At 65.3% G+C, this 12,384-nt stretch carries 9 protein-coding genes and 1 pseudogene; 3 read left to right on the plus strand and 7 right to left on the minus strand.

From position 1 onward, the window contains the following. From G3N99_RS42055 to G3N99_RS24375, 6 genes and pseudogenes are all read right to left on the minus strand, one after another. Positions 1-742, minus strand: a pseudogene (locus G3N99_RS42055) (hypothetical protein); the annotation flags it as partial. 289 nt (positions 743-1,031) lie between these two features. Then, a complete protein-coding gene (locus G3N99_RS24355) occupies positions 1,032-2,042 on the minus strand; it encodes a HoxN/HupN/NixA family nickel/cobalt transporter (RefSeq protein ID WP_174941971.1) in 1,011 nt (336 codons plus the stop codon). Positions 2,043-2,206: 164 nt separating this feature from the next. After that, positions 2,207-4,312 (minus strand): elongation factor G, encoded by a 2,106-nt coding sequence (fusA, locus tag G3N99_RS24360; RefSeq protein WP_174941498.1) that lies wholly within the window; start codon positions 4,310-4,312, stop codon positions 2,207-2,209. A 217-nt stretch (positions 4,313-4,529) separates the two neighbouring features. Further along, the gene (locus G3N99_RS24365; RefSeq protein ID WP_011352971.1) at positions 4,530-5,030 is read right to left on the minus strand and encodes a DUF192 domain-containing protein; all 501 of its coding nucleotides are present in this window, start codon (positions 5,028-5,030) and stop codon (positions 4,530-4,532) included. A 160-nt stretch (positions 5,031-5,190) separates the two neighbouring features. Beyond that, positions 5,191-5,406 (minus strand): hypothetical protein, encoded by a 216-nt coding sequence (locus tag G3N99_RS24370; RefSeq protein WP_011352970.1) that lies wholly within the window; start codon positions 5,404-5,406, stop codon positions 5,191-5,193. Between the two features lie 281 nt (positions 5,407-5,687). Next, the gene (locus G3N99_RS24375; protein ID WP_174941973.1) at positions 5,688-6,266 is read right to left on the minus strand and encodes a pseudouridine synthase; all 579 of its coding nucleotides are present in this window, start codon (positions 6,264-6,266) and stop codon (positions 5,688-5,690) included. Positions 6,267-6,543: 277 nt separating this feature from the next. On the opposite strand from G3N99_RS24375, the gene icd reads away from it, so the two are divergent. Together icd and G3N99_RS24385 are read left to right on the plus strand one after the other, a co-directional pair. Next, on the plus strand, positions 6,544-7,800 hold the full coding sequence (gene icd / locus G3N99_RS24380; protein WP_006478026.1) for an NADP-dependent isocitrate dehydrogenase: 1,257 nt from the start codon (positions 6,544-6,546) through the stop codon (positions 7,798-7,800). Between the two features lie 280 nt (positions 7,801-8,080). Then, the gene (locus G3N99_RS24385) at positions 8,081-10,309 is read left to right on the plus strand and encodes an NADP-dependent isocitrate dehydrogenase (RefSeq protein ID WP_206123668.1); all 2,229 of its coding nucleotides are present in this window, start codon (positions 8,081-8,083) and stop codon (positions 10,307-10,309) included. Between the two features lie 124 nt (positions 10,310-10,433). On the opposite strand, the gene G3N99_RS24390 is transcribed toward G3N99_RS24385, so the two are convergent. Then, positions 10,434-10,658 (minus strand): hypothetical protein, encoded by a 225-nt coding sequence (locus G3N99_RS24390; protein WP_206123669.1) that lies wholly within the window; start codon positions 10,656-10,658, stop codon positions 10,434-10,436. Positions 10,659-11,329: 671 nt separating this feature from the next. Between G3N99_RS24390 and G3N99_RS24395 the strand changes: the two genes are divergently transcribed. Continuing rightward, positions 11,330-12,384: multicopper oxidase domain-containing protein (locus tag G3N99_RS24395; protein WP_206123670.1), on the plus strand; the 1,055-nt coding region annotated here is incomplete at its 3' end.

Raw genomic sequence — 12,384 nt, forward strand, 5'->3', positions numbered from 1 at the left:
CCGAAGTACCGCCACCCGAAGTACCGCCACCCGAAGTACCGCCACCCGAAGTACCGCCACCCGAAGTACCGCCACCCGAAGTACCGCCACCCGAAGTACCGCCACCCGAAGTACCGCCACCCGAAGTACCGCCACCCGAAGTGCCGCCACCCGAAGTACCGCCACCCGAAGTACCGCCACCCGAAGTACCGCCACCCGAAGTACCACCACCCGAAGTACCACCACCCGAAGTGCCGCCGCCGGAAGTACCGGCACCGGAAGTACCGCCACCCGACGTACCACCCCCGGAAGAACCACCACCCGAACCCCCGCTGCCAGACGTATTGCCTCCGCGGCCCGAGCCACCCGAACCACTCGTGCCGCCGGATGTTCCGCTCGTCGTTCCGCCGACGCCAGCAGGCCCGACGGTACCGTTCCCGTTGTTGCCGCTACCGCTGCCGTTGCCATTTCCGCTACCGGGGCTGCCGCCGCTGCCATTGCTGCCCGGGCCTGCGCCATTACCGCCAGCGCGTCCGCCGGCGAAGACGTGCACCGCGCACGCAGCCGGGTTGGCTGCGCAAGGCGAAGCGTCGTCGACCAGCGTCATGATGGCGTCCGCGTGGGCAACTGCATCGGCCGCGGCGTCCGGTGTCGCATCCTGTGCGACGGCATATGAGCAGCAGCACGCGAACGCGGCTGCGGCGAACAAGGTTGCGCGATAGCGCCGTCCCGGCGTACGGAACGGTTGTTTCGTCTTGAGCATCATGGCCTCCCCATGCGCGCGATGCCTCGTCGCCGCGCGGCGATCTACGTGTGGTGCAGGGGGCCGTTAAAGGTTCGTAGTCCTGTCGGCAGCCGATCGCGTTCGGGCGGGCGCTGGACGTCAGCCTCGAGCGCGGGATGGCATGCGGGCCCGCCGTGCGAATCCCTATCTGCGAGATCCGTGCCACCGGCCGCTTGCGCCCGTCGCGCAAGGCGCACGCAAGCGCGCGACGGCGCATGCAACGTCTTGAGGGGAGTTTTGTTTCCGGAATGAAACGTCTGAGTTAAGTTCAGCGCGCAGGCGCATCGGCCGCGCGCTGCCAGCGGTGGAACAGGATCGACGCGATCCAGCAGACGAGGAACAGGGCGACGATGCCGTAGCCGATCGAGCCGAAGCGCTCGCCGAGCGCATCGAGCGCGTCGCGCACGGGGCCCGTCAGCGACAGCTTGTCGGCCAGCAGGCCGGCTGCCTCGATCCCGCCGATCGCCAGCGCGACGGCCGCCGACACGAACGTGATGCTCGCGTTGTAGAGCAGCTTGCGCTGCGGATCGTCCATCGCCCAGCCGTACGCGTGAATCATCAGCACGTTGTCGGTCGAGTCGATCAGCGTCATGCCGGCGGTGAAAAGCGCGGGAAACAGCATGACTGTATAAACCGGCAACCCCTGGCTCGCCTGCGCGGCGGCAATCGCGAGCAGGCCGATTTCGGTTGCAGTATCGAAACCTAGCCCGAACAGCACGCCGACCGGATACATGTGCCAGCTCTTCGACACGAACCGGAACAGCGGACGCAGCAGCCGGGACACGAGCCCGGCGGGACGGTGCACATGCGCGGCATCGTGCGCGTGCCCGTGCGTGCCGCGATAGCGCCGCCACACGTCGCGCAGGATCACCAGGTTCACGCACGCGAGCACGAGCAGGAAAGTGGCCGACACGGCCGTGCCGATCGTGCCGCCGATCTCGCGGAATGCATCGAACCGGTCGCGCAGCGCGAACGCGGTCAGCGCGATGCCGAGCGTCGCGGCGATCACGATCGTCGAATGGCCGAGCGAGAAGAACAGCCCGACGCTCACCGGACGTTGGCCTTCCTGCATCAGCTTGCGTGTTGCAACGTCGATCGCGGCGATGTGATCGGCGTCGACCGCATGACGCAGCCCGAGCCCATACGCGATCGCCGCGGTGCCGAGCAGTAGCGGATGATCGCGCAACACGGCGAGCGCCCACAGCCAGACGGCGGCGTTCGCGGCGATCAGGCCGGCATAGAGGATCAGCAGGCGGCGCAGGGCAGGGGTGGGCGGCATCGGGCGGGTTCCATCTGACGAATCGCGATCCATTGTGGCACGCGAAAAAAATGCCTGGCTTGCCGATCAAAAAGCCGCGAACGCCGCGTGCGCCGAATGAAAAAAGGCCCGTCCGGAACCGGACGGGCCTTGTCTGCAAGCGGCAGCGCGCGAGCGCGCCGCGCTTACTTCACTTTCGCGCTGATCACGCCTTCCGATACGTTGGCCGGCGTTTCCGCGTACTGCTTGAACTCCATCGTGTAGGTCGCGCGGCCCTGCGTGGCCGAACGCAGCGACGTCGAATAGCCGAACATTTCCGCGAGCGGCACTTCGGCGCGTACGAGCTTGCCGCCGCCGCCTGCGATGTCTTCCATCCCCTGCACGATGCCGCGACGGCTCGACAGGTCGCCCATCACGTTGCCCATGAAGTCTTCAGGCGTTTCCACCTCGACGGCCATCATCGGTTCGAGCAGCACGGGCTTCGCGCGGCGCATCGCTTCCTTGAACGCCATCGAACCGGCCATCCGGAACGCATTTTCGTTCGAGTCGACGTCGTGGTACGAACCGAACGTCAGCGTGACCTTCACGTCGACGACTGGATAGCCCGCCAGCACGCCGCTCTTCAGCGTTTCCTGGATGCCCTTGTCGACCGACGGAATGTATTCGCGCGGAATCACGCCGCCCTTGATCGCGTCGACGAACTCGTAGCCCTTGCCGGGGTTCGGTTCGAGCGTGATCACCGCATGCCCGTACTGGCCGCGGCCGCCCGACTGCTTGACGAACTTGCCTTCGACGTCCTTCGCCGGCGTGCGCACCGTCTCGCGATAAGCGACCTGCGGCTTGCCGACCGTCGCTTCCACGCCGAATTCACGCTTCATCCGGTCGACCAGAATTTCGAGGTGAAGCTCGCCCATCCCCGAAATGATCGTCTGCCCGGATTCTTCGTCGGTCTGCACGCGGAACGACGGATCTTCCTGTGCCAGGCGGTTCAGCGCCAGGCCCATCTTTTCCTGGTCGGCCTTCGTCTTTGGCTCGACAGCCTGCGAAATCACCGGCTCCGGGAAAATCATGCGTTCGAGCACGATCGGGTGCGCCGGATCGCACAGCGTGTCGCCGGTGGTCGCTTCCTTCAGGCCGACGGCCGCCGCGATGTCGCCCGCGCGCACTTCCTTGATTTCCTTGCGCTCGTTCGCGTGCATCTGCAGGATCCGGCCGAGTCGCTCCTTCTTGTCCTTCGTCGCGTTCAGCACCGTGTCGCCGGATTCGACCACACCCGAATACACGCGGAAGAAGATCAACTGGCCGACGAACGGGTCGGTCATGATCTTGAACGCGAGCGACGAGAACGGATCCTCGTCGTTCGGATGACGCTCCGCTTCCTTGTCGTGCAGGTCATGGCCGAGAATCGCGGGCACGTCGACCGGCGACGGCAGGTAGTCGATCACCGCGTCGAGCATCGCCTGCACGCCCTTGTTCTTGAACGCGCTGCCGCACAGCATCGGCACGATCTCGTTCGCGATCGTGCGCTTGCGCAGCGCGGCCTTGATCTCGTCCTCGGTCAGCGACTCATGGTCGTGCAGGTACTTCTCGAGCAGTTCCTCGCTCGCTTCCGCCGCGGCCTCGACCATCTTCTCGCGCCACTCGTGCGCGAGCTCGACGAGGTTCGCGGGGATGTCCTCGTACGAGAACTTCACGCCCTGGCTTTCGTCGTCCCACACGATCGCCTTCATCTTCACGAGATCGACGACGCCCTGGAAATGATCTTCCGCGCCGATCGGAATCTGGATCGGCACGGCGACGCCTTTCAGGCGCTCGCCGATCTGCCGCTGCACTCGGAAGAAATCGGCGCCGACGCGGTCCATCTTGTTGACGAACGCGATGCGCGGCACCTTGTACTTGTTGGCCTGGCGCCAGACGGTTTCGGACTGCGGCTGCACGCCGCCGACCGAGTCGTAGACCATGCACGCGCCGTCGAGCACGCGCATCGAGCGCTCGACTTCAATCGTGAAGTCGACGTGCCCGGGCGTGTCGATGATGTTGATCCGGTGCTCAGGATAGTTGCCGGCCATGCCCTTCCAGAAGGCCGTGGTCGCGGCCGACGTGATCGTGATGCCGCGTTCCTGCTCCTGCTCCATCCAGTCCATCGTGGCCGCGCCGTCGTGCACTTCACCGATCTTGTGGCTCACGCCGGTGTAAAACAGGATGCGCTCGGTCGTCGTGGTTTTGCCGGCATCGATGTGAGCGCTGATCCCGATATTGCGATAGCGCTCGATGGGGGTTTTGCGGGGCACGTGAACCTCCTTGGGTTCGGATGTAAGCGGGCCGACAGTGCGGGCCCGGGCTGGACAAGCGAGACTTAAAGCATAGCGCTTGTGCGTGGCTTTTGCAGATGCGGCCGGCGCCGGTGGAATCAAGTCGGGCGCCACCGCCGGCGGGCGAAAAAAAAGCCGGCGCGCAACGGGCGGCCGGCTTCGGTCGGTGCGCGGCGCGACGCCGCGGCGATGGCCGTTACTGGGCCTGCGGCAGGCCTTCGAGCTTCATGCCGGGCTTGATGCCCTTCGCCGCGAACCAGCCCTTGCTCATTTCGAGCGCATAGACGCCGTTGTTGCGCGGGCAGTGGTTGTCGGTCGTCTCCGCCTTCATCTCGTCGATGTCGGTGATCGTGCCATCCGCGCGAATGAACGCGATCGACAGCGGAATCAGCGTGTTCTTCATCCAGAAGCAGTGCACCGCGTTCTCGTTGAACACGAACAGCATGCCTTCGTTCGGCGCGAGCTGCGAACGGTACATCAGCCCCTGTTCGCGGTCGGGGTCGTTCGCGGCGACGGCCGCGTCGATCACGTACATGCCGGCGCGCAGCTTCACGCGCGGGAATTCGCTCGGCTGCTTGGCGCCGGGCGGCACTTGCGCGCTGGCGGCCTGCATGCCGAACGCCATGACGGCGAGCGCGGCGGGAAACACGGCGGCGCGCGCAAGGCGGCCGAGCGACGAGCGCAGGGAGAATTGCACAGCAAGGCTCCTATCTGGAAAACAAGACCCGCATGGTACGCGATGCGTGCAGGCGGGCACAAAAAAGAAAAAGGCAGATCGCCTTGCGGTGATCTGCCTTTCAACGCCGTAAGAACGGCAAGACTGCGTGTTCTTGACTGCGTTATTACAGCAAGCTTACTTAGTTCGAAGCAGCTGCCGGTGCTGCTGCGTCGCTTGCTGCAGCCTTCTTCGATGCCTTGTGGTGCTTCTTAGCTGCGTGGTGCTTCTTAGCAGCGTGCTTAGCCGGTGCCGAAGCAGCTTCAGCAGCAGCCGGAGCAGCTTCCGGAGCCGATGCTTGTGCGAAAGCAGCCGTTGCGAAGAGGCCAGCGACCAGAGCGGCGATCAGTTTGTTCATGTTGTGTTCCTCAGCTTTAGTTAATTAACCAAATGACCCGGCAATAGGAGTCATGTCGTCTAACGGTGCCATCCACCTTTCGGTTGACAGACGCTTCGAGAAATTTCTCATTGCGCTGCGGGCGCCGAATCGTATTCGATAAAAACGTCGCTTTCGTGACGCAAACACGGGTTCGGCTGCCAATGCCGGATAGCTAAGGTTGGCATCTGCTCGGTTTAACGCGCGATCTTCGCAGGCGGTTGACGAAAAAGATGACGAAAAATTCGCCCGTCCCGAATTCGTCATGCGGCGGGCGCGAAACCATCCCACGGCGCGCGCGGCGGCAGCGCGATTGTTTCTCCGGGTGCAATGCCGAGCGCGAATATATCCAGTGCGCCGACGCCGACACGCACCAGGCGCAACGTCGGGAAGCCGACGGCCGCCGTCATCCGGCGCACCTGCCGGTTCTTGCCTTCGGTGATCGCCAGCTCGATCCACGTCGTCGGGATCGCCGCGCGGTAGCGGATCGGCGGGTTGCGCGGCCACAGCGTGTCGGGCGGTTCGATGAATTCGGCGCGGCACGGACGCGTCACGTAGTCACCGAGGTCGACGCCGCGCGCGAGCGCCTTCAGGTCGGCGGGGCCGGGCGCGCCCTCGACCTGCGCCCAGTAGCGCTTGACGAGCTTGTGGCGCGGCTCGGCGATGCGCGCCTGCAGCGCGCCGTCGTCGGTGAGCAGCAGCAGCCCCTCGCTGTCCGCGTCCAGCCGGCCGGCCGCGTAGACGCCGGGCGTTTTTACCCAGTCGCCGAGCGACGGGCGCGTCTCGTGCGCGGAAAACTGGCAAATCGTGCCGAACGGCTTGTTGAGGGCGATCAGGTTCATGGTGGGGCATCCGCCCGGCGCGCCGCGGGAAGCGGGGGCGGGTGGTCTATGGCAAATGGCGGAATCTTAATGCATAATACGGAACGGCAAGTCCTCTGTCTTATATAAGACATAAGTGGGGTCTTGATACGCAGTGCCGCGCTTCATGCCGAAGTGCCCGGTTGGGGCGCTAGAATAGCGGCTCGCTGTTGCCGTCACGGGGTGGCCATGCCGCGCCCCCGCCGCGCGCGCAGCTTCGACCAGCATCACCTGCTCAGCCACGTCACTGGAGTCGATCATGCCGTATCAGCACATCAAGGTTCCGGAAGGCGGTGACAAGATCACCGTCAACAAGGACTTCTCGCTCAACGTTTCCGATCAGCCGATCATTCCCTATATCGAAGGCGACGGTACGGGCTTCGATATCACCCCGGTCATGATCAAGGTCGTCGACGCGGCGGTCGCGCATGCCTACAAGGGCAAGCGCAAGATCCACTGGATGGAGATTTTCGCGGGCGAGAAGGCGACGAAGGTGTACGGTCCGGACGTGTGGCTCCCGGACGAAACGCTGCAGGTGCTGAAGGAATACGTGGTGTCGATCAAGGGTCCGCTCACGACCCCGGTCGGTGGCGGCATCCGTTCGCTGAACGTCGCGCTGCGCCAGGAACTCGACCTGTACGTGTGCCTGCGCCCGGTGCAGTACTTCAAGGGCGTGCCGTCGCCGGTGCGCGAGCCGCAAAAGATCGACATGGTGATCTTCCGCGAGAACTCGGAAGACATCTACGCGGGCATCGAATGGGCCGCGGGCTCCGAGCAGGCGAAGAAGGTGATCAAGTTCCTGCAGGACGAGATGGGCGTGAAGAAGATCCGCTTCCCGGAAACCTCGGGGATCGGCGTCAAGCCCGTGTCGACCGAAGGCACCGAGCGTCTCGTGCGCAAGGCGATCCAGTACGCGATCGACAACGATCGCAAGTCGGTCACGCTGGTGCACAAGGGCAACATCATGAAGTTCACGGAAGGCCTGTTCCGTGACGCCGGCTACGCGCTTGCACAGAAGGAATTCGGCGGTGAGCTGATCGACGGCGGCCCGTGGATGCGCGTGAAGAACCCGAAGACGGGCAACGAGATCGTGATCAAGGATTCGATCGCCGATGCGTTCCTGCAGCAGATCCTGCTGCGCCCGGCCGAATACGACGTGATCGCCACGCTGAACCTGAACGGCGACTACATCTCCGACGCGCTGGCCGCGCAGGTCGGCGGCATCGGGATCGCGCCGGGTGCGAACCTGTCGGATTCGGTCGCGATGTTCGAAGCGACGCACGGCACCGCACCGAAGTACGCGGGCAAGGATTACGTGAACCCCGGTTCCGAGATCCTGTCGGCGGAAATGATGCTGCGCCACCTCGGCTGGACGGAAGCAGCCGATACGATCATCGCCGCGATGGAGAAGTCGATCCTGCAGAAGCGCGTCACGTACGACTTCGCGCGCCTGATGGAAGGTGCGACGCAGGTGTCGTGCTCGGGCTTCGGTGAAGTGCTGATCGAGAACATGTAAGTCCCCTTCCGGGGTGGGCCGGCGCATGTCCGGCCGCCCCGGCGCCTACTGCCGGCGCCGGAGCGTTTCGTGGATGGCAGGTTTGTTGGCAGGGCGGTCCGGCATGCGGGCCGCGGCGCCGCGATGCGGCCCGGAGCCCCTGCAAGGTAGAACATGACGGCCCTCGCAACACCACCGCCCGGCTGAGCCGGCGTGCCCCTTTCGCGACCGACCCGGTCGCTCCCCGCCGGTTACCCGCCGGCGTTCTCAGTCCAAATTTTCACGTAGCAACGCATCGACCATGTCCACTTCGCCCAAGATCATCTACACCCTCACTGACGAAGCGCCCGCGCTCGCGACCTATTCGCTGCTGCCGATCGTCAAGGCCTTCACGCGCTCGTCCGGCGTTGCCGTCGAAACGCGCGACATCTCGCTCGCCGGCCGCATCATCGCGGCATTCGCAGACATCCTGCCGCCCGAGCAGAAGGGTTCCGATGATCTGGCCGAACTGGGCCAGCTCACGCTGAAGCCGGAAGCGAACATCATCAAGCTGCCGAACATCAGCGCATCGGTGCCGCAGCTCAAGGCCGCGATCGCCGAACTGCAGGCGCAGGGCTACAAGCTGCCGGCCTATCCGGAAGATCCGTCGACGGACGAAGAGAAGGCGGTCAAGGCCCGCTACGACAAGATCAAGGGCAGCGCGGTGAACCCGGTGCTGCGCGAAGGCAACTCCGACCGCCGCGCGCCGCTGTCGGTCAAGAACTACGCACGCAAGCATCCGCACAAGATGGGCGCGTGGCAGGCCACGTCGAAGGCGCACGTCGCGCACATGAGCGAAGGCGACTTCTACGGCAGCGAGAAGTCGACGCTGATCGCCGACGCCGGCAGCGTGAAGATCGAACTCACGACGACCGACGGCGCGAAGAAGGTGCTGAAGGAAAAGACGGCCGTGAAGGCCGGTGAAGTGATCGACGCATCGGTGATGAGCCGCAACGCGCTGCGCAGCTTCATCGACGCGCAGATCGCCGATGCGAAGGCGCAGGACGTGCTGTTCTCGGTGCACCTGAAGGCGACCATGATGAAGGTCTCGGACCCGATCCTGTTCGGTCACTTCGTGTCGGTGTTCTACCGCGACGCGCTCGCGAAGCACGCGGACGTGCTGGCGCAGGTCGGCTTCAACCCGAACAACGGGATCGGCGACCTGTACGCGCGCCTGAAGGACCTGCCGGCCGATACGCGCGAAGCGATCGAAGCCGACGTCAAGGCCGAATACACCGTGCGCCCGCGCCTGGCGATGGTCAACTCGGACAAGGGCATCACGAACCTGCACGTGCCGAGCGACGTGATCGTCGACGCATCGATGCCGGCCATGATCCGCGATTCGGGCGGCATGTGGGGCCCGGACGGCCAGCTGTACGACGCGAAGGCCGTGATTCCGGACCGCTGCTACGCAGGTGTCTACCAGGCCGTGATCGAGGACTGCAAGCAGCATGGCGCGTTCGATCCGGTCACGATGGGCAGCGTGCCGAACGTCGGCCTGATGGCGCAGGCGGCTGAAGAATACGGTTCGCACGACAAGACGTTCCAGATCCCGGCGGACGGCGTCGTGCGCGTCACCGACGAAGCGGGCAACGTGCTGCTCGAGCATGCCGTGGAAGCGGGCGACATCTGGCGCATGTGCCAGACGAAGGACGCACCGGTGCAGGACTGGGTCAAGCTCGCGGTTAACCGCGCACGCGCGACCGGCGCACCGGCCGTGTTCTGGCTCGATCCGGCGCGCGCACACGACGCGCAGATCATCGCGAAGGTCGAGCGTTACCTGAAGGATCACGACGCGAACGGCCTCGACATCCGCGTGATGACGCCGGTCGACGCGACGCGTTTCTCGCTCGAGCGCATCCGCGCGGGCAAGGACACGATCTCGGTCACCGGCAACGTGCTGCGCGATTACCTGACCGACCTGTTCCCGATCATGGAACTCGGCACCAGCGCGAAGATGCTGTCGATCGTGCCGCTGATGGCCGGTGGCGGGATGTTCGAAACGGGTGCGGGCGGTTCCGCACCGAAGCACGTGCAGCAGTTCGTCGAGGAAGGCTTCCTGCGCTGGGATTCGCTCGGCGAATTCCTCGCGCTGGCTGCGTCGCTCGAGCACCTTGGCAACGCCTACCAGAACCCGAAGGCGGTCGTGCTCGCGAAGACGCTCGACCAGGCGACCGGCAAGTTCCTGGACGAGAACAAGTCGCCGGCGCGCAAGGTTGGCGGCCTCGACAACCGCGGCAGCCACTTCTACCTGTGCCTGTACTGGGCGCAGGCGCTGGCCGAGCAGAGCGAGGACGCAGCGCTGAAGGCGCAGTTCGAAGGTGTGGCGAAGGCGCTGTCCGACAGCGAAGCGCGCATTCTGGAAGAACTGGCCGCCGCGCAGGGCAAGGCGCAGGCTATCGGCGGTTACTACCGTCCGAACGTCGACCTGACGAGCCAGGCCATGCGCCCGAGCGCGACGCTGAACGGCATCGTCGACGCGGTCGCCTGACGCAGGCCGCGCGATCGCGCGGGCCGATGCGTGTACCGCGATGGCGGGCTTTGCTGCCTGCCGCCGGCTACAAAAGAAAAACGCCCCGGAACGCCCGGGGCGTTTTTCGTTGCTGGCTTGCCATTCAGACGTGAACGATTTCCCATTCGGCGATTTCGTGCGGCACTTCGAGCGTTGCCGTGTCCAGTTCGGACAGTTGCTCGCAGTCGCCGCGGGAGATGTGGTCGGCTGCCACTTCGGGGCACGAGAATGCGCCGAGCAGGGCGTTGCCGAACGTCGCTTCCCAGCCGCCGTTACCCGGCAGGATGTAGAACGACCCGAGCGTTGAACCAAAGCGAAATCCCTTCATTTCCGTTCTCCCTTTCTGATCACAAGCGATTCTGTTGTGCCGTCTGCCGGTTCGGCCGGCTGTGGCCCGACTGGCTGCTTGCGCCGGGTTCCGTATCGAACGTCGTGGCGAAGCGTCAGTGCATGGAACAAAGTCTACGTCCGCGACCCGGTCGGATGGTGCATGTAGAACGGCTTCACTAAACAAAAATTCTCTTTTAAAAACAAATAATTATTCTCGTCGTTTTGTATTGCGGAACGTTTTTTGGCATCGCGAAACGGGAAATTTGTGCCCTGCACCACGAATTTTTACAACGCAGAGACTTGTTCCGCATCGTGAAATATTGGCGGGTTTGCGGATCGGTGATGCGACCGGCGCCGTGGCGGGGTCGAACGGCAGGCGCCGGGCGACCGCGTGGGAGCCGCTCGGGGCAGGGTTGGGTGGCGTTTCGGCCGCGCGCGAACGGCCGTGCATCGCCGATCGACGATGCGGGTCGATGCATGCCGAATCGGGGGCGGCGTTGTCGAGCCCTGCGGCGTATCGCCGCCCGGCGGGCCGCGGCGCTTCTGGATTTGGGCCTGCGGTTATGATGACGCGGGCATCAGGATTTGCGTCGCGCATCGGCGCTTCAGCCGGCCGGCGCGGGTGTCGCGGCGGCCGCGCGACCCAGCATGGATAACGAGGAACGATTGATGATACGGAGAACCTTCCTGTCGCGCGCCATCGGTGTCGCGGCTGCGTCGCTGTTCGCGCGCGCCGCGTGGGCGCAGCATGCCGGTCACGCCGGCATGGCTGGCATGGACGCGATGGACGACATGCCCGGCATGTCGGGCATGTCAGGGATGGCGGGGCACGAGCAGCACGGCAAGTCTGTACCGGCCGCGCTCGCGGCCGCCGACGCGCTGCCGGCCGGCGCGCCGCTCGCGGCGCTGCGCACGCTAGTGAACGAAAGCCGCGAGCCCGGCACGTTCCGGGCCACGCTGGTGGCGCAGCCCGTGGTGCGCCCGATGCTGCACGGCGCACGGCCGACCACGTTCTGGCAGTTCGGCGCGGGCACGCAGGGCCCCGTCGTCGGTCCGTTGATCGACGTGCGCGAGGGCGACACGGTCGAGATCAAGTTCGTGAACAAGCTGCCGCAGCCGTCGACGATTCACTGGCACGGCCTGCCCGTGCCGCCTGACCAGGACGGCAATCCTTCCGATTCCGTCGCGCCCGGCGCGTCGCACGTGTACCGCTTCACGTTGCCGAAGGGCAGTGCCGGCACTTACTGGTACCACCCGCATCCGCACATGATGACGGCCGAGCAGGTCTTTCGCGGGCTCGCCGGCCCGTTCGTCGTGCGCGCCGCGGACGATCCGCTGGCGGGCTGGCCCGAGCGCAACCTGTTCGTGTCGGACCTGAAGCTTGCGCGCGACGGCACGATTGCACCGAACGACATGATGGACTGGATGAACGGCCGCGAGGGCCAGTTCGTGCTGGTCAACGGCGCACGCCGGCCGCGGATCGACGTCGCGGGCGACGAGCGCTGGCGCGTGTGGAACGCGTGCAGCGCGCGTTATTTGCGCGTCGCGTTCGATGACGGCCGTGCGTTCGAGCACGCGGGCACCGACGGCGGGCTGTTCGACGCGCCGCGCCGCGTCACGTCGCTGCTGATCGCGCCGGGCGAACGGGCGGAGCTGCTGGTGCGCGCTGGCGATCGCGCGTCGCGTGCGGTGCTGCAGGCGGCCGAATACGACCGTCGCAAGAT

The organism is Burkholderia sp. Ac-20392 (genome assembly GCF_017104585.1).
Taxonomy (GTDB): Bacteria; Pseudomonadota; Gammaproteobacteria; order Burkholderiales; family Burkholderiaceae; genus Burkholderia; species Burkholderia lata.